13 protein-coding genes are annotated in these 19,485 nt (G+C 47.7%); 12 read left to right on the top strand and 1 reads right to left on the bottom strand.

What is annotated here, in order from left to right; all coding sequences use genetic code 11:
• Window positions 1–19: 19 nt before the first annotated feature.
• The 7 genes from QFZ48_RS20940 to QFZ48_RS20970 all read left to right on the top strand — a co-directional run bounded on the left by QFZ48_RS20940 (window position 20) and on the right by QFZ48_RS20970 (window position 8,046).
• Window positions 20–2,152 (top strand): carboxy terminal-processing peptidase, encoded by a 2,133-nt coding sequence (locus tag QFZ48_RS20940; protein ID WP_429050105.1) that lies wholly within the window; start codon window positions 20–22, stop codon window positions 2,150–2,152.
• Between the two features lie 68 nt (window positions 2,153–2,220).
• Window positions 2,221–3,378 (top strand): redoxin domain-containing protein, encoded by a 1,158-nt coding sequence (locus QFZ48_RS20945; protein ID WP_429063436.1) that lies wholly within the window; start codon window positions 2,221–2,223, stop codon window positions 3,376–3,378.
• 103 nt (window positions 3,379–3,481) lie between these two features.
• Window positions 3,482–4,459, top strand: a complete 978-nt coding sequence (locus tag QFZ48_RS20950; protein ID WP_429050101.1) for a thioredoxin-like domain-containing protein — start codon at window positions 3,482–3,484, stop codon at window positions 4,457–4,459.
• A 7-nt stretch (window positions 4,460–4,466) separates the two neighbouring features.
• Window positions 4,467–4,931, top strand: coding sequence for an LEA type 2 family protein (locus QFZ48_RS20955; protein WP_370907709.1), 465 nt, complete (start codon window positions 4,467–4,469; stop codon window positions 4,929–4,931).
• 144 nt (window positions 4,932–5,075) lie between these two features.
• Window positions 5,076–6,491, top strand: coding sequence for a glycosyl hydrolase family 28-related protein (locus tag QFZ48_RS20960; RefSeq protein ID WP_429063438.1), 1,416 nt, complete (start codon window positions 5,076–5,078; stop codon window positions 6,489–6,491).
• Between the two features lie 20 nt (window positions 6,492–6,511).
• Complete coding sequence (locus QFZ48_RS20965) at window positions 6,512–6,946, top strand: hypothetical protein (RefSeq protein ID WP_429063440.1); 435 nt, start codon at window positions 6,512–6,514, stop codon at window positions 6,944–6,946.
• Between the two features lie 149 nt (window positions 6,947–7,095).
• Window positions 7,096–8,046, top strand: coding sequence for a sugar phosphate isomerase/epimerase family protein (locus tag QFZ48_RS20970; protein WP_429050095.1), 951 nt, complete (start codon window positions 7,096–7,098; stop codon window positions 8,044–8,046).
• Between the two features lie 7 nt (window positions 8,047–8,053).
• Here QFZ48_RS20970 and QFZ48_RS20975 read toward each other — a convergent pair whose 3' ends face one another.
• Window positions 8,054–9,067, bottom strand: a complete 1,014-nt coding sequence (locus QFZ48_RS20975; RefSeq protein WP_429050093.1) for a LacI family DNA-binding transcriptional regulator — start codon at window positions 9,065–9,067, stop codon at window positions 8,054–8,056.
• 337 nt (window positions 9,068–9,404) lie between these two features.
• Between QFZ48_RS20975 and QFZ48_RS20980 the strand changes: the two genes are divergently transcribed.
• From QFZ48_RS20980 to QFZ48_RS21000, 5 genes are read left to right on the top strand one after another with little or no spacing between them, the layout of a single operon-like run.
• On the top strand, window positions 9,405–12,572 hold the full coding sequence (locus QFZ48_RS20980; RefSeq protein ID WP_429050092.1) for a SusC/RagA family TonB-linked outer membrane protein: 3,168 nt from the start codon (window positions 9,405–9,407) through the stop codon (window positions 12,570–12,572).
• Between the two features lie 21 nt (window positions 12,573–12,593).
• A complete protein-coding gene (locus tag QFZ48_RS20985) occupies window positions 12,594–14,201 on the top strand; it encodes a RagB/SusD family nutrient uptake outer membrane protein (RefSeq protein WP_429063442.1) in 1,608 nt (535 codons plus the stop codon).
• Between the two features lie 23 nt (window positions 14,202–14,224).
• A complete protein-coding gene (locus QFZ48_RS20990) occupies window positions 14,225–15,115 on the top strand; it encodes a DUF5017 domain-containing protein (RefSeq protein ID WP_429063444.1) in 891 nt (296 codons plus the stop codon).
• A gap of 31 nt (window positions 15,116–15,146) precedes the next feature.
• A complete protein-coding gene (locus QFZ48_RS20995) occupies window positions 15,147–16,865 on the top strand; it encodes a sodium:solute symporter family protein (RefSeq protein WP_429065521.1) in 1,719 nt (572 codons plus the stop codon).
• Window positions 16,866–16,877: 12 nt separating this feature from the next.
• Entirely contained in the window at window positions 16,878–19,481 is a 2,604-nt protein-coding gene (locus QFZ48_RS21000; protein ID WP_429050088.1) for a glycerophosphoryl diester phosphodiesterase, read from the top strand.
• Window positions 19,482–19,485: the final 4 nt, after the last annotated feature.

Genomic DNA, 19,485 nt, shown 5'->3' on the forward strand with positions numbered 1-19,485 from the left:
TCGCATTAATATTTTTTGTATGAAAACATTGAAAGGAGCGCAACTCCTGCTATCAGGCGTGTTGGCCATTGCCGGCTTTACGGTTAAAGCCCAAACGCCCGCTGCTAACGCTACGCAGCCGTCGTACCACAGCGCCGTTATCACTGCTGCTATCAATAAGGTCACGAAAAAACATTACCATCCAAGGCCGATTGACGACGCCTACTCCGCGGCAGTATGGAACCGGTTCCTGCACACCCTGGACCCTAACAGTAACCTGTTCCTCCAGGAAGATGTGGCTGCCCTTGCGGTATATAAAACGCAGGTCGACGATCAGCTGAACACAGGCGCTACTACTTTTTTTGATGCCGCCTACGCGATATATGAGAAACGCGCTAATGAAGCCAGCCAGCTTTGCCAGCAGATCCTGGCCACTCCCTTCGATCTGAAAAAGAAAGAAACGGTAATGGCCTTCAGGAAAGATCTTCCCTTTTGCACCAGTAAACAAACGCGCGAAGAACTGTGGCGCAAGCTCCTGAAATATTACACCCTGCGGCATTATATGGAGATGAGCGCCGCCAGTGGCGACACCGCCAAACACCTCGCAGCTGCCGACCCGGCACTGGAAGCCAAAGCCCGGGAAAAAGTACGCAAATGGTACAGCGATTATTTCCGTCAGACGACCGGGCAACGCGGAGCGGAAGACAAATTTGCGCAGTATGTAAGTGCCGCTATGTTTGAAATTGATCCGCATACTACCTATGCGGCGCCACAGGACCGGTTCATGAATGAACAGCTGAATAAACGTTATTTCGGACTGGGCATAGAGCTGGGCGTAAAAGAATCCGATTACTATATCAAAAGATTATTGCCGGGTGGTACCGCTTACCGCAGCGGGCAGGTAAAAGAGAACGACAATATCATCGCCGTTGCCGACAGCAAAGGAGAGATGCTGCCGGTAAACGGGCTTCCCGCCAACGAAGTAGCCGGCTTGATCCGCGGTGAAAAAGGAACCTCCGTTACCATGCGGCTGCAACAGCCAGGTGAAAAAGAAAGAACGGTGACCGTAAAAAGAGATGAAGTAATTGACCTGGAAAACAGGGCGAAAAGCGCCGTGATTGAAAAGAACGGAAAACGTTTTGGATATATCTTCCTTCCCCTCTTTTACATGGATCCTTCCGGTACCAAAATAAATGGCTCTGCCAACGATGTAGCCCGGGAAGTAGAGAAGCTCAAGGAACAGGAAGTAGATGGCATTGTAGTGGATCTGCGCGGCAATGGCGGTGGCTCCCTCGATGAGGTAGTCACCATGGGCTATTGCTTTGTGCCCTCCGGACCTATTACCTGGCTCCGCGGAAAAGACAGTATCCGGATGTATTCCTCTCCGGCAGTGGAACCATTGTATGATGGGCCGCTCACCGTGTTGGTAGATGAAGGCAGCGCCTCTGCGTCTGAAATATTTGCCGCCGCTATGCAGGATCGTGGCCGCGGGCTTATTGTAGGCACCTCCTCTTCTTTTGGAAAAGGCACTGCCCAGGTGAATATCACCATCGGTAAAATGGGTGATGCTGCGAAAGGCATTGCCGATGTAAACTATGGCACCATGCGGGTTACCACGGAGAAGTTTTACCGCATTAACGGATCATCCACACAGCTGCAGGGCGTAATCCCTGATGTTGTACTGCAGGATAGAATGAGTTCGCAATCCGTAATGGAAAAAGATTTTTCGTCTGCCCTCGCATGCGATACCGTCGGATTGCCTCCTTATCAGCGGCTTACCTTTGGGTTTGATTATCAGAAAGTAGTGCAGCAGGCACGCTTGCGGGTTCAGCAGCATCCTTCCTTTGCCACTATCGCAGCCAACACCCGCCAGTTAAAAGCATTGCAGGAGCAACCTGCACCACTGGAACTGTTGTCGTTCGGCGCTGTTTATAAGCAAACATCCGGGTATGAGAAAAACATACAACAGGCCAAAGAACTGAAAGGTAAGGACGTGCTGACCGTACTGCCATCGATGCTGAGGAACATTAATCCCGCTATGCAAAAGAATGATGCCGTTAATACTGCCTCTTACAAAGAATGGCTGGACAAACTGGGGAAAGATGTTTACCTCGCTGAAACAGTATCGGTGCTGGAAGATATGCTGACTAACCCGGTCACGCCGAAAAAATGATAATTAATTAACAACAGGCTTCACCCGTTTTGCGGTAATGATTGCCTAATACTTAAACGCACTTAATCATGATGAGAAAACTGTTTGCATTCACTTTTTGCATGGGAAGCTTTGCTGCGTATGCGCAGGAGGATGTGGCCATCATTACGGCCAAACTGGATAAGTCCCCGAATGATACCGCGGTGACGCTGTACGAACCTTATTCCGGAGATACTGCCAACACCGTCATTAAGAACCACCAGTTCAGGCTAACGATGCCGATAGCCAAAGGAGGAAGCGTATATATTATGCAGATAGGCAGTAAACCGGAACTGGGAGGCGCATTGGTATACCTGGAAAAAGGCAAGATGAACATCACGGGGAAAGGCGGATATTTTAATGACGCCACTTTTTCCGGCGATTCCTGGGTAAAGGAATGGCAGGAAGTAATGGAAATGACTTCCCCGGACAAAGGTGATGGGAAGTTGTTTGCAGAGCTGGAGCAGAAATACCATAAAGCAATGGAAATAGGAGATGAGGATGCAGCGGAAGCCTACAATAAACAGGGTTCCGAAGTGGAGCAGCGGATGAAGGATACACTCCGGAAGTGGATATTGGCCCATCCGAATTCCGGTGTTACCGGTTATCTCATCACGGTATATTTTAATAAGAATACAAAGGAAATGGAAGCGCTTTATGATGGCCTTGGTGAACATGCAAAAGCTTCCAGGATACTGCAACGCTGGAAGAATCCGGGTAAAGTGGATCCATCCATCCTCTCTCTGAAGATGAATGAAGAAGGAGAAGCACCCGGCAGGCCCGGCCAGATAAAGATCGGCGACGCTGCGCCGGCTTTCAGTATCCCCGATGTAAATGGCAAAATGGTGTCGCTGGGAGATTTTAAAGGGAAGTATGTACTGGTGGATTTCTGGGCCAGCTGGTGCGGTCCCTGCAAACCACAGATCCCTTTCCTGAAAGCGGCGAATGACAAATTCAAAGATAAGAACTTCGTAATGGTGGGCATCTCACTGGATTCCAAAAAAGAAGCCTGGGTAAAAGCCATGGAAAAACATGAACTGAACTGGCTCAATCTCTCCAGTCTCAAAGGTTGGGGCGACACCGCCGCAGCGGCTTATGGCGCCGGCTACATTCCTTCCAATGTATTGATCGGACCAGATGGAAAAATAATAGCCAGGGATCTCTATGGGGAGGCATTGGATAAAAAATTAATGGAAACAATCAAATAGGTTGTTTGCGGGAATACCTTCAGCATAACTTCCGCCAGGGGCAACGGCACACTACCGCTGTGCTGTTGCCCTTTTTTGTTTACATAAAAAAGATATCAACTTTATGCGTCCTGTCATTAAAATAATCATCTTCCTGCTGCTGCCTTTATACAGCCTGGCAGGAGAAGGATTTGTAATCAAAGGAAAAGTAACGGGCATCATCAGCGGATACGTGGCCATTCTTGAACATGTGGATGAAGCCGGGAAGCCGGCAGTGCTGCCACCAAGGGTTCGTATCATCAACGGAGAGTTTACTTTTTCCGGTAAGCTGGATCACCCCGAATTGATACAGCTTAAAGTGAGCACAAAAACAGTGCAGCTGTTCCTGGAAAACACTACCTATACAGTTGAATCCAGCCTCGACTCACTGACCGGCAGTTCTTTTAAAGGCGGCCGGATGAACGACCAGTTTTATGCGTATCAACAGCATAGTAAGCCGCAAATGGAATATGTGAAAGATAACCCCGAACTGGAACTCTCGGCCTGGCTTGCCCTGAGAAACGCATCCACAGCCGATAAAGCAGCGCAAGGGTATGCGCTCCTGGCTCCCGCCAGCAGGAATACCTGGCATGGAAAAGCATTGCTGACAAAGATCGAATCATTTAAACGCACCGGCGCCGGCGCAGCATTGCCGGAATTAAAATTGACGGATCCTGATGGTCATGCCTTTTCTATCAAAGACATGGCAGGAAAAGTGGTGGTACTCGACTTCTGGGCATCCTGGTGTGCTCCCTGTCGTGCTTACATTCCGCAGATGCGCAATCATTATAACAAGTTTAAGGAGAAGGGAGTCGTATTTGTCGCGGTGTCTGTTGACGACGACAAAGCCAAATGGCTGACCGCTGTAAACGAAACTAAAATGGAGTGGCTGCAGGGGCTTACAGAAGGCGGCTTTAAAGCAGGCATAGGTGTGCAACAGAATTTTAATATCACCTCCATACCACATGTGGTGATAGTGGGAAAAGACGGAAAGATTGCCCAATCACTGGACTTTTATAAAAAAGACCAGCTGGAAAAAGAATTGGATAAACTGGTGCAATAACAAGAATATGATCATCAAAAAATTACCACTGCTGCTGGCAATTGCTGCCGCGATATTTTTCTCCGGGTGTACAGCATTTAAAACACCCGAACCACGGCTTCCGAAAAAACTGGCTGTCAGGGTTTTCAATATCACGCCGCAACAGGCGGCATTGAAAATAGAAGGAATCTACTATAATCCTAACAGTTTCGGATTCACGTTTAAAGGCGGCGACCTGGACCTGATGCTGGATACTTTCCTGTTGGGACATGTGCACATCGATACCCTGATAAATGTGCCGGCAAATGCGTTGTTCACCATCCCCGTAACAGTGAAACCGGATTTTAATAAACTGGGTCAAACGGGCATTAACCTGGAGGACTCTGTGCATATTTCCTTCAAGGGTACCATGAAAGGCGGTGTGGGCTGGTTCTCCAAAACAATCAACATCGCGTATGATGGCCGGCATTACCTGGACCTGATCATGAACTGATGCTATCTAAGGCGTTTCAGCTTCGCAGCAATTACTGATAAAAGCCGGCTTTTTTTGCAACCTCCGTAAAACGGACACGCATGTTCAATGCGTAGCCATGGAATAACTTCATTTCATCGATTTTTATCCATTAAAATGTTAATTATGAAGTTTAATTCCATGGTTGATTTGCGGGCAGATGTAACTGCACTTAATCCAAATGATCTGATCCATCTACTTGGCTATTATTCACCCGGAGATGGTGGTGGTGGCGATTTTTACTGGGATGCCACCAGCACAGATACTGATAACGGCGGATCGGTTATTAAGAGGACAGCCATAGCGGTTGGCCGGTTTAAAGCCATCCTGAATGATGTTATTAATGTAAAGCGTTTTGGCGCAAAAGGCGTTGGCGGGAGTGACGATGACACCCAGGCAATAGCCAATGCGTTGGCAGCATGTGTTGCTACGGGTATACAGGTATTGTATTTGCCCCAGGGAGAGTATGCCACCACGCAGGATATTGTACTTACGCAGGACCATCAGATCATTAAGGGGGAGTCGCGTGATGATGCTATTATTGTACTGAATAGTGGGGCTAAAGTAATAGTCAATAATGCGCAATACGCACAACTATCAAGCTTTAAGATTATCGCGCCGAAAGAGCAGGGTTGTGTGAACGGTTTGTTACTGAATAGTTCACCGGGTACACTGGTGGAAGATGTTTACGTAACCGGCTATTTTACAGAGTGCGGCATTCGCGTTGGGGAAGCATGTTATAGCACAAGGTTTGTGCGCTGTTTTACGAATGAAATACAAACAGGTGATGGCTGGTGGTTCCGTAATGAAGGGAATAACAGCATTCAGCTGCAAAGTTGTTATATCCTGAATACAAAAGCCGGATGTGGTATTTCCATCTCCCAGGCTAATAACATGGTGATCGACGCGCCGCAATTAGAGGCGAATAAAGAAGGTCATATCCAGTTCTACGCGGCTGAAGGAGTTCCCGGTGCAATAAGAAGCCTGATTATAAATGATCTTTATTCAGAACAGTCTGATGCGGCCAATAAACCCACCTTTACTATTAAACATGTAAGTGGTGTGATGAACATCCGTGGGTTGTACGTCAATGGCGGCTATGTCAACGGATTCACAATGCCCTATTTTGCGGACTTTACCGGCATCATTAGCGGGTCCGGAACGGTAGGCGTTTCCTGTCACAATGTGAATATCCAGAACATAACAGCAGCGGGATATAATATAGATACCTCCGTAAGGGGGTATATCACCGGTCCTGCACCACTCAACGATCTCACAGAATGCTGCCCATTGGTGGTTACGCTGCCAGGTAATGCCGCAAGTGTATCTGTAGTCAGGAACAGGAGCATCGGCATCGCGGAACCTATGCAGCCGTTATTATTGGGACCATACAATCCTACCCTGGCACAGGCTGGAGGATTATGGTATGATGCCATGCAGGATAACCTGCGTTTTAAAGATACCAAAGGTGAATATATTCTTGGAGCACGTAGCCTGTATATACCACCGTTATCGGCACAATTCCTGATCTCTCAAAGATAAAACAGGACTATTTTATTCCATTGAACGCTGTCAATGCGGCCATTACTATTCCTTTACCAGCGGCTTCCACTGTTCCTGCGGGCCTGACAATCACCATCAAGAAAATTGATGCCAGTGCGAATCCTGTTACCATCACCTCCACCAGTTTGATGGACGGCGCGGGCTCCAGAACACTCACCGCGCAGTATGAAGCAATCACGGTAATGTCTGATGGCAGTTCAATATACCGGGTGGTTTCCGGCGTGAATGCCAATACGAATGTATTCAATAATACCTCTGTGGCTAAAACAGCCATTACCAATACCTTTCTCAATACTAATTACCCGGCCGCTGCATATCCCGCCGGATCTTTGGTAATATTTACCAACCTGTCTGACGCGGTCACCAACACCGCCGAATGTAGAAGACTTACTCCTACTACATGGTCAATAAATGCAACAGCCGGTAAGCTGTAGCAAGTCTGCATAAAGGAGAATGCCTGTTCAAGGCATCCTCCTTTATGCAGAACCTTGTTCATGCCGTTGCCCGTTTATATTTTCGCGGCAGATTTGCAGTTCCAGAATGGAATGTATATTTTAACGCTATGCTAAAAACTTCGGACACAATGACTGACCTTTCCTTTAATCGCAGAACAGCCTTAAAAGCGCTCAGCTTATCAGCCGGCGCTGCATTGCTGAAATTACCGGTATCAGCAAAGGCGCCTGTTGAAAAGCCTTCGCCTGCTTTTAAGTATTCACTGAACATGAGTACCATCCGGGGGCAGAAATTGGGTTTTATCAAAGAGCTGGAAACGGCGTCCAAAGCAGGGTTTAGCTCGGTGGAGATATGGATAGATACTTTTCAGGGGTATTTGCAGCAAGGGGGCTCGGTAACGGAAGCCAGAAGGATCATTCATGATTTAGGCATTGAAGTGGAGAATGCGATTGGATTTGCCAAATGGATTGTGGATGATGAAGCCACCCGCAAAGCGGGGCTGGAACAGCTGCAGCGCGAAATGGAGCAGCTGGCGCAAATTGGCTGTAAGCGGATAGCGGCGCCGCCAATGGGCGCTAACAGCAGCAATGACCCGTTAATTGACCTGAACGTGGTAACGGAAAGATATCTTACTATCCTTGAAATGGGCAAGAACACCGGTGTAATGCCCATCCTTGAAATGTGGGGCGGATCTCCCAACCTGAAAAAAATAAGCCAGGTGCTGTATGTGATCACAGAAAGCGGCCATAAAGATGCCCGCGTGCTGATGGATACCTTTCATATTTTCAAAGGTGGTTCAAACCCCGACAGCATGGCGTTTGTAGGTAAGGATGCCGTGGATATTTTCCATATAAACGACTACCCGGCGGGGATCACGCCAGGTAAAATTTCTGAGCCGGATCGTATTTACCCGGGAGATGGCATTGCACCGCTGAAGCAGATGCTGCAACATATTAAGCACCCCGGGAAACCGGTGATTATTTCACTGGAGGTTTTTAACAACAATTATTATCAGCAGGATGCTTTGCTGGTAGCGAAAACCGGCCTGGTGAAAATGAAAGCGGCGACGGCGGGGATATAGGGAAATCTTAACTGGATTCCCGCACAATCAGTTCCGTTTTCAACACCCTGATAATACTCTTCCATTCCGATACATCGCGGCTGATCTGGTCTATGAGCAGCTGTGCGGCCGTGCCGCCAATTTCCTTTACCGGCTGTGATACCGTGGTTAAAGAAGGATGAATAAGCCCTGATGCAAAGTCGTTACTGAATCCCACCACCGCAATATCTTCCGGTACCCGCAAACCTCTTTTCTTCACCACCTGTATAATCTCAATGGCGGTAGGATCGCTGATCGCAAAAATCGCATCGGGGGGATGGGGAAGGTTTAAAAGATGATTAACATAAATATGCACCTTATCGAGGTTCAGGTCATACGGAATTACCAGGTCTTCATCCAGCTCAATATTGTTTTTTCTTAAAGCAGCCTTATAGCCGTTCAGTCTTTTTTCACTTATTTTGAGAGAAGGTGGGCCGGATAAATGTGCGATCCTTCTCCTGCCTCTTTCAATCAAATGATTCACCGCACGGAATGCGCCGTCATAGTCGTCAACAATTACTTTGGGCACATCCATTTCATCGCATACCCGGTTGAAAAATACGATGGGAATCCCCTTGCGCTGGAATATCTTTAAATGATCAAAGTTCTTTGTTTCTTTAGTGATCGATACCAATACACCATCTACCTGGTTGGCCAGCATCACTTTGGTATTGGCTACTTCCGTTTCATAAGTTTCGTTGGATTGACAAATGACGGTATTATAGCCGGCTTTGCTGGCCACTTCCTGCGCGCCGATGGTAATATTTGGGAAATAAGAACTGGTAAATTCCGGAACGATGATCCCGATAGTATTTGTTTTCCGGGTAACCAGGCTGATCGCCAGCATGTTACGCTGGTAGTCGAGTTTTTCCGCCAGGTCCAGCACCGCCTGCCTTGTTACTGCGTTCACGCTGGGGTGCCCTGTTAAAGCCCGCGATACGGTTGATTTAGAAAGATTAAGCTCCTTCGCAATGTCAACAATGGTGATCTGGTGTCGCTTCATCAGGTTTTTTTCTTGTAAAGAAACATAATTATATCAAAATTGGGAACATTCCCAATTTATGGGAATGTTCCCAATGGCAAAATCATCATTTTTTTTACCATCGGGTAACAGTTAGTTATAATCTTTGGACACATAAATTCTCACGATATGAAAGAACTGTTGCTCTCAACCTCTTTTGCACCAACCGTGCCTGTACCTGTCGCCTTATGCCAATCATCCGCATTACACCTGTTACACGATTACATGGAGTAACTTCCTGCGCCCGGTAATTGAACCGGCACTCGATAAAATAAAAATGAATTAAACAGATTTTAATCTAAAAAACACGTTTGGGGGTATGCATAAAAATGGTTTCTTATCAGCAGGGTATTTATTGCTCCTGCTATTTATCATCTTCCCTGCTACGGATGTAGCAGCACAGCAGCCTGCCACGGGGTCTGCTGATAAAATATCAGTTACCGGAAAAGTAACAGAAGCCGCAGGCACCGGCCTGGTAGGGGTAACGGTCCGCGTGAAAAATGACAAAACCTCCGCCATCACTAATGAAGACGGGATCTATCACATCTCCGCCAGTAACGCACCCGGCGCCACACTCGTATTCAGCTATGTAGGATTTCTGAGCAGGGAAGTAAAACTAACCAGTGGAAGAAGCGTATATAACATCGTGCTGGAACCTTCCATAAAGGGTTTGAACGATGTGGTTGTAATCGGTTATGGAACTGTAAAAAGAAAAGATGTCACCGGATCAGTAGGCGAATTTAAAATAGCCGACCTGGCAAAAGCGCCGGTACCTTCCTTCGAAGAAGCCCTGGGTGGCCGCGTGGCGGGTGTACAGGTATCTGCCAGCGATGGTCAGCCCGGATCCTCTTTGAACATCGTTATCCGCGGCAACAACTCCGTAACCCAGGAAAACTCCCCATTGTACGTGGTAGACGGATTCCCGATGGAAAATCCGTCCAACAACATTTTCAATCCTGAAGAAATAGCCTCCATCGAAGTACTGAAGGATGCCTCGGCAACAGCCATTTATGGCGCCAGGGGCGCCAACGGCGTTATCCTTATCACCACCAAAAAAGGGAAGGCCGGCGCGCCAACCGTTACCTATCAAACCTGGATGGGCTTACAGGAAAATATTAAGAAACAGGAGATGATGAGCCCCTACGAATTTGTGAAATACCAACTGGAACAAAATTCGGCTTTTTACACGCCCATCTACCTCGGCGAAGATAAAACACTCGACGACTATAAGAACGTAAAGGGAATCGACTGGCAGGATCAAATCTTCAGAAAAGCATTTATGCAAAATCACAGCCTCTCCCTGAGAGGTGGTAACGATAAAACAACTTACTCGCTTTCCGGCTCGCTGCTGGACCAGAACGGTATCATCATTAATAGCGGCTTTAAACGGTACCAGGGAAGGGCAGTGGTGGATCAGCGGCTGAATGATAAAGTGAAAGCCGGCATCAACGTTAACTATACAGCTACCAAAACATATGGCGCTGTAGCTTCGCCAACACCCAACGGTCCAACCTCCAGCCTGATGTACAGCGTTTGGGGCTACCGGCCGGTAACCGGCGACTCCGCCAGCGACGCCTCCCTCATCGATCAGCCCTTTGATCCGGATGTGGACCCGCTGAATGAATACCGCATGAACCCGATCATTTCTACCAGGAATGAATATAATCCGCTGTTCAATAATACCCTTATCACCAACGCGTATGTGGAATACCAACCTGCAAAATATTTTACATTAAGAGTGGCCGGTGGTATTACCAAAGAAGCACAACGGAAAGAAATATTCAATAATTCCAATACCCGCCTCGGAAATCCCAAGAGCAGTGTACTGGGCATCAATGGCTCGGTAAGCAATCTGGAAAGAACCAACTGGCTCAATGAAAACACACTCACCTACGCCAGGGTGATCAACAAAGATCATAACCTGAATGTATTGGGTGGTTTCACCATGCAGAAGTCAGCCTTTTATAGTTATGGTTTCTCCGCCAGCCAGGTGCCAAACGAATCGCTGGGTATGAGCGGCCTGGACGAAGGGACTATCAATACCGCGCCCACGGCAAAATCATCTAATGCGTTGATGTCTTTCCTTGGCCGTGTTAACTACGGCTATAAATCACGCTACCTGCTCACACTGTCGTTCCGCGCAGATGGCTCTTCCAAGTTTCCTGTTAACAACCGCTGGGCCTATTTCCCTTCCGGCGCCGTGGCATGGAGGATCATTGAAGAATCTTTCATGAAAAATTTATCTTTCCTGTCGGATGCCAAAATACGGGCAGGATTCGGTACCACCGGGAATAACCGGGTGGGCGATTTTGCCTATCTCACTTCCCTGCAGCTGTTTCCTTACTCTGGTTACAGCTTTGGTAACTCGCCTGCGCAGGGTACTATTCCCAGCAACCTGGGATATCCTAAACTGAAATGGGAAACCACCGCGCAAACAGATATCGGGGTAGACCTGGGATTCCTGAAAAACAGGATCACGTTTACCGCCGATTATTATAAGAAGAATACAAAAGACCTGTTGTTAAATGCAACGTTGGCGCCCTCTTTGGGTTACCTGAGCGGTATCCGGAATATCGGTAAAGTGTCTAACGAAGGGTTGGAATTTTCTGTGAACAGCATGAACGTGCAACATAAAAAATTCACCTGGTCTACCAGTTTCAATATTTCATTCAACCGCAATAAAGTAATACAGCTGAACGAAGGAGAACCCAGTTACGCTTCCCGCATCACCTGGGGTAATTTTAACAACGCTTATCCGTATATCGCTATACCGGGACATCCGATCGCATCGTTTTATGGGTTTATTTTTGATGGCGTCTACCAGTACAGCGACTTTGATCAATCCAACGGCACCTATGTGCTGAAAGATAAAGTGCCGAATAATGGGAATCCAAGAAGCAGCATCCAACCGGGTTACATCAAGTTTAAAGATATCAACGGCGACGGACAGGTAGATAACAGCGATCTCACCATCATCGGTAATCCTAATCCTATACATACCGGTGGGATCTCCAATAATTTTACGTACAAAAACTTCGACCTGAACGTATTTTTCCAGTGGAGCTATGGCAACGATATCCTGAATGCCAACCGCATAGAATTTGAAAATGGCGACGTCACCAGGTCTTTCCTGAATATGTTCGCCAGTTATGCCGATCGCTGGACACCGGAAAATCAAAACAACAAATTGTATAAAGTAGGCGGACAGGGACCACTGGTATATTCTTCCCGCACTATTGAAGATGGCTCTTATCTGCGTCTCAAAACGGTGGCACTGGGGTATAATTTACCGGCGCCGCTGCTGAAACAGGCCAGGATAAAAGCACTGCGGGTGTATGCTTCCGCGCAAAATCTTATTACCTGGACCAATTACTCAGGACTCGACCCTGAAGTTTCTGTAAGGCAATCGGCATTAACACCGGGCTTCGACTGGTCGGCGTATCCGAAGGCAAGAACCATCACTTTCGGACTGGATGTGACCTTTTAACGAAACTAAAAAGCTGCGATTATGAAATCAAACAATATCAGATTATCTCCCGTTAGAAAAATAACAAAGCTCTTCCTGCTGTGCATCCTGGCCGGCAGTACCTTCAGCGCCTGTAACAAATTCCTGGATACAAAGCCGGAAGATTTCGTAACACCGGAAAATTATTTTAACACAGAGGCTGATCTCGAAAGAGCCCTGAACGGCGTATACAACAGGCTGATAGACAACTTCGGAAGGATGTATTCACGTGGACTGTACAGCTTCCTGGCCATCAGCGATGATTTTTTCTACAAGAATATTACCGTGAATAATTTAAAGGTGATGGATTTTGACGCCGGTCAGCTGGATGTAGGCAAACTCTGGGAAGTTGCCTACCAGGGCATCGACCGCGCCAACCTGTTACTCGAAAATGTAGACAAGCCAAAGATGGATGAAAAGAAGCGGGCAGCTATTAAAGGGCAGGCGCTTTTTCTGAGAGCTTACTATTATTTTATCCTGGTAGATAATTTCGGCGGCGTGCCCCTGAAATTGTCGTCTACCAAATCGCCTGTAGAAGTCGCGCTGCCCCGCTCTTCCGTGGCGGATGTGTATGCGGCGATCCTCAACGATATGAAAGCGGCGGAGCCGCTGGTGAACGATATCAGCACCTACACCAATAATGAAAGGGTAACCACCACCACCGTGCAGGCCATATTGGCAAAGGTGTACCTCACAATGGCCGGGGAGCCGCTGAAAGATGTATCAAAATATGCCGACGCATTAACTTATGTGGACAAAGTGATCGCCTCCGGTAAGCACTCCCTGAATCCCGATTACAGCGCCATCTTCATCAATCACTCCAAAGATATTAACGAGCCGAAAGAATGCCTCTGGGAAATAGGTATGTATGGCAACCAGCAGGGTTCCACCCAGCTGGCAGGCGGCATAGGTATTGAAAATGGCGTGGAATCACCGGATGATAACGTCGGTTATTCAAACGGACCGGTACACCCCAGCGCGAGGTTGTTCAACCTGTATGATGCCGCCGATAAGCGGAGGGACTGGAGCATTGCACCGTACAAATATTCCCTCGTGAATGGCGTTGTTACCAAAGTGGCTTATACCGCTACGCAGATATATGACCGCACCGCCGGCAAATGGCGCCGTGAATACGAAACGCAGACACCTAAAAACAGGTCGTATAATTCTACCAACTTCCCGGTGATCCGCTATGCAGATGTATTGCTGATGAAAGCCGAAGCGGAGAATGCGGTGAACGGGCCGGTAGCAGCAGCTTATGAAGCTATTAATATGGTAAGAAGAAGGGGCTACGGCAAACCTCCGGCAACGCCGGATGCCACCGTTGACCTGCCGGCTGGTTTAGGGAAAGACGCATTCCTCGAAGCATTACAGGATGAACGGGCGCGGGAACTTAGCTTTGAAGGGGCGCGCAAGCACGACCTGATCCGCTGGGGATTATTCCTGTCTAAAATGCAATCGCTGGCGGCTGAAGTAGCAGCGACAGCGCCCTCCGCATGGAAATATTCAGGGAACGCGGCAAAGAATACAACAGCCAGGAACGTGCTGCTGCCTATTCCTACTACAGAAACCACCATTAATCACCTGGCAGAACAGAACAAAGGTTGGTAACGCCGCGCTAAAAAGTATTTAATATGCGAAATTCATTATACCTGTTGATCATTGTTATTATATTTATCTCCTGTGCAAAGGAGAAGGTAGTCACACCGTCGCTGGAAATAACTACTTCTTCACTTACTTATAAAGCAGGAGATACCGTTACCTTTAACTTTACCGGCAACCCGGATAATATTACTTTCTATTCCGGCGAACCCGGCCACAACTATGCGTTCAGAGACCGTACCACCGCAGAAAATGATCTGCAGATAAATTTCAAGACATGGGTACAATTTGGGATGATCTATAAAAACCTGCAGTTGTTGGTATCTAACAACTATTCCGGTGTAGCCGATACCACCAATGTAAGGGCCGCTACCTGGACAGATATTTCTGACCGAGCCGTTTTTTCCACCGGGCAGGACAATACACCGTCAGGGACTATCAGCCTGAAAGATTTTGCGGATCCAAAAAATACGGCTGCCCGCATTTACATTGCTTTTAAATACACGGACTATAAAAAAACACAGGGACAAAACCGCTGGGTAGTCCGGACCTTTGAAGCCAACAACATTTCAGCAGATGGTGTAGTATCGCCGGTGGCGGTACTATCCAGCGGAGGATGGAAAGCATTCGATTTTAAAAACCCGGCATCCGTGTGGACGGTTACCACCGCGCAGCTGTTGATGTTTGGCGGTGATAAGAATGCGGATGATAATGAAGACTGGGTGATTACCAAAGGGCTGGATCCTTTTTATATTAAGCCAGATGCGGGTGTTGCACTGAAAAATATCAGTACCGTACTGCCTTCGTATAAATATGTTTATACTAAACCGGGTACTTACAAAGTAGTATTTGATGCGTCCGCGGTACGTTATAATGGAGAAAAAAGAATAACAAAAGAACTTACTTTAACTATCACCCCATAGCTGAAAAGCGGGGGTTAAACGGAAACATTTGATGAACACTGTAATCGATACGTCAGTCATTATTGTATTTTCCTTATTTATTATGCTGGTAGGTTTTTCCTTTTCCAGGACAGGAAGAAACCTCAAGTCGTTTTTTGCCGCAGGCGAATCAGTGCCCTGGTTCATTGGGGGGCTCTCACTTTTCATGAGCTTCTTTTCTGCAGGCACGTTCGTGGCATGGGGATCTATCGCCTATAAATACGGATGGGTAGCCATTACCATACAATGGACCATGTGTATCGGCGGACTCGTAACAGGATTATATCTGGCGCCCCGGTGGAAGGCTACCGGCAACCTTACCGCGGCGGAGTTTATCCGCGAACGCCTGGGGGTAGATGTGCAGAAGATCTATATCTACATCTTTATGGTGGTATCGTTACTAATCAAAGGTTCTGTGCTGTATTCTGTGGCCAGGCTGGTAAGCGCTTCACTCGGACTGCCACTGATGCCGTCTACCGTGGTGCTGGGCCTGTTCATGATTGCTTATACCGCCGTTGGCGGACTGTGGGCAGTAATGGTAACAGATATATTGCAGTTCGTAATCCTCACGGCGGCTATATTGATTATTATCCCCCTGGCCTTTGATGCCGCCGGCGGTGTGCAGCACTTCCTGCACTTTTCACCCGAAGGTTTTTTCAGCGTAGTGAACGGGGAATATACCTGGGGCTTTATCCTGGCCTTTGCATTGTACCACGTTTTTTATATCGGCGGCAACTGGACCTTTGTGCAACGCTATACCAGCGTGGATGTTCCCAGGTCTGCATCCAAGGTGGCGTATCTTTTCGCAGGACTGTATATCATCAGCCCCGTGCTATGGATGCTGCCGCCCATGTTATATAAAAGTATCAACCCAGGTTTGCAGGGACTGGAAACAGAAAATGCCTACCTGATGATGTGCCAGCATGTATTGCCGGCCGGCCTTATGGGACTCATTCTTACGGGCATGTACTTCTCTACGTCCGCATCTGCCAATACCGCGCTGAACGTGGTGTCGGCCGTTTTTACGAATGACATCTACAAAGGTTCCATCAACCCAAAAGCATCTGATAAAAAACTGATGAGTGTTGCACGCATATCCTCCTGGTTCTTCGGACTTGGTATGATATGCATCGCCTTAATTGTGCCTTATATCGGCGGCATCGTTGAATTTACACTGAGCATAGGCGCTGTAACCGGTGGCCCGTTGCTGGCGCCACCTATATGGGCGCTGTTTTCAAAACGGCTAACGGGAAAGGCTACACTATATATCACGGGTATCAGCCTGGCTACCAATCTTGTATTTAAGATTATCCTTCCACTGGCCTATGGCACCGGTTTAAGCCGCGCCAACGAAATGCTGCTGGGTGTAGGATTGCCCTTTGTAATGCTGGCGCTGTACGAAGCATACGCTTATTATAGAGGACTCACCAGCAATGAATATATACAGCTCAAAGCACTGAGAACACAACGCAGGGAAACCGTTCGTGAAATAGATGAGAAAGAAGAACTGGAGATAAGAAAGCAAAACAAATTCGGCCTGAAAGTAATCGCTTTTTCGCTTTCATTTATTGCATTGCTGTTATTCGGACTGTGTTTCTTTTCCGGGAAAAGCGCTACGCTGGTAGCTGGTATTGCCACGGTGATCCTGTTAACAGCAGCCATTCCGCTACGGGCATCCCGCAAGGTGAAAGTAGACCCGGTAATCTCACCGTCAGCACATTTGGTAAATTAAAAAGCAGATCCTTTGAGAAAAATATTATCAGCCGGTATCTTATTTTATGCAGTGTGCGTTTGCTGTATACCTGCACCGGCACAGCAACAAACCGCATTGGCCAACAACGCGCTGCGGCTTTCCTGGACCAGCAAAAACGGGGAATGGCATATTAAAGAGGTGGCCGTTCACGGGCAATCCCTGCCGCATACCAGTGGCGAATACACCCTGCTGTATACGAAAGAGAAGCCCGGAAATACACCCATCACATTATACGATAAGTCGGGTAAGAAGAGCAGTTTCCTGGAGCAGCAATACAAATACATTGTTCCTTTATGGGAAGCGGCCCTGAAACCCGTTCCCATGAATACTGCCGGCGAGGCCATCTATTTCTATCCTTCTTCCGTTAAAAAAAATAACGGGGAGCTGGTCTTCACGGGGGAAAATAATAAGGCTACGGTTACTTCCTCCTGGCGACTGGATGAAGTCTTTAAAACAGATATCCTAGTGGAAATATCATTGCAGGCAAAGGAAGACGGCTACTATTCCCTGGCAACACCCACGCTGGCTACTGTTCCGGAAAATGAACTGGCCTGGGGAGGCATACCGGGATACTTTCAAAGTAATGCGGTGGAGAAAGATATTATAAAAGCATACGCCTATATGCAGGGCATCCCCGATAAACCGGTGATTGTCCGCGAGAGAACGGCGGCTACCTTGTCGCCTTTCATCCAAACCAAAAATAACCTTACGCTGGCGGTAATACCCGCCCCCGGTACAGGAAGGGATCCCTGGGAAAATGACACGAATACGCAGAGTGACTGGCTCCTTGGTCTTTCCCTTATGAACAGGAAGGCATCGCTTACGCCTACACTCTATCACCCGGTGTTGGGAGAAAAAGGCTCCCTCCTGAAAAGAGGAGAGAAGGTGACTTTTTCTTTCAGGTACTCGCTGCAGAAGGCCGGCTGGTACACGGTGTTCAAGCACGCCGTGAACGATATTTACCATTTCAACGATTTCCTGGCGCTGAAAAAGACGCGGCAATCACTCACCAGCCGTATCTTATCCATGCATAAATATGTAGTGAATAATAAGACATCATTATGGAACATCGAAAATTATAAGGGGATCGATATCGGCGCACAATCTTACCTGGGGGGGGTGTATGGATCGGAAAAAGATGCCATGAAGAATTCCGATTATGGCGCTATGTGGATGCTGGCCGGCATCACCGGCGACAGCGTACTGCAGCAAACGCGCCTGCCTTATGCCCGCAACTTTAAATTACAGCAACAGGATAATACGCCCGGCTTTTTCCACGGCGCCGCAGCAGGACAATATTATCTCACAAAAAGTAAAAGATTTACAGAAGAATGGGGACCGTATGTAGAACCCATTGGTCTCACCTATTACATGATGATGGACATGGGTAATGTCCTGCTGTTTAATCCACGCGATACGGTATTAAAGAAAGAACTGCAATCCGCGGCTGACAAGCTGCTCGCCTGGATGGCGCCTGAAGGGAAATGGGCGGTGGCTTACGACCATGCTTCGCAACAGGAAATGTTTACGGAAGTGGAAGACCTGCGTCCTACTTTTTACGGGCTGATAGTAGCCTGGAAAATATTGAAAGAAAAAAAATACCTTGATGCGGCTAAACGTGGCGCCGACTGGTTCATCCGGAATGCCACCGCGAAAGGACATTTCCTCGGCGTTTGCGGCGATGCCCGTTTTGCGCCGGATTTTGCAACCGGGCAAAGCGCCCAGGCACTATTGGATCTTTACGATATCACAAAAGATCGCAAGTATTTGCAGGCCGCCGTGCGCACCGCGCAATTGTACACGACTTCTATTTATACTCACCCTGTTCCTTCCGCCAAAAGTAAAAAGGTGAACGGTGTATTACGGCAGGACTGGGAGATAAGCCAGGCAGGGCTCAGCTTCGAGCATGGTGGTATCCTTGGTTCTGCCAATCATCGTGGACCTATTTTGTTGGCTAGTCATGCCGGTATGTTTGTGCGCATGTTCACCCTCACCGGCGATTCCCTGTTCCTGAACATGGCCCGCGCCGCCGTGCTCGGAAGAGATGCGTTTGTAGACAGCGCTACCAGCGTAGCCTCCTACTATTGGGATGTGATGAATAAAGGCGCCGGTCCTTATCCGCACCACGCCTGGTGGCAGGTGGGATGGATCACCGATTACCTGCTGGCTGAAATGGAGATGCGTTCATCCGGGAAAGTTCAATTCCCGAGAGGATTTATTACACCGAAAGTAGGGCCGCATCAAACCTATGGTTTTGCCGCAGGGAAAGTGTATGGTACCAGTGCGGATTTGTTGTTGAAAGATGGATTGCTGAAAACAAATAACCCTTACCTCGATTACTATTGTGCTATTAATCCTAAAGAGCATAAGCTGTTCCTGCTGTTGCTGAACAGCGACGACGATCCGTTGAAGTGTTCGATAGACATTGATTACACCAAAGTACTGCCCGGTAAAACCATAAAGCCGGTTGCCTGCTACCGGATCAGTAAAAACGGCAGTAAAAAGACCACTGAAATAACGCCATCATTCCAGGAAGACATCCCGCCTTACGGACTGAATGTAATAGAAATAAATTATGAGCTGTTGGCTAAGTAGATAT

Origin of the sequence: Chitinophaga sp. W2I13, assembly GCF_050434005.1 — a bacterium.
Lineage (GTDB): Bacteria > Bacteroidota > Bacteroidia > Chitinophagales > Chitinophagaceae > Chitinophaga.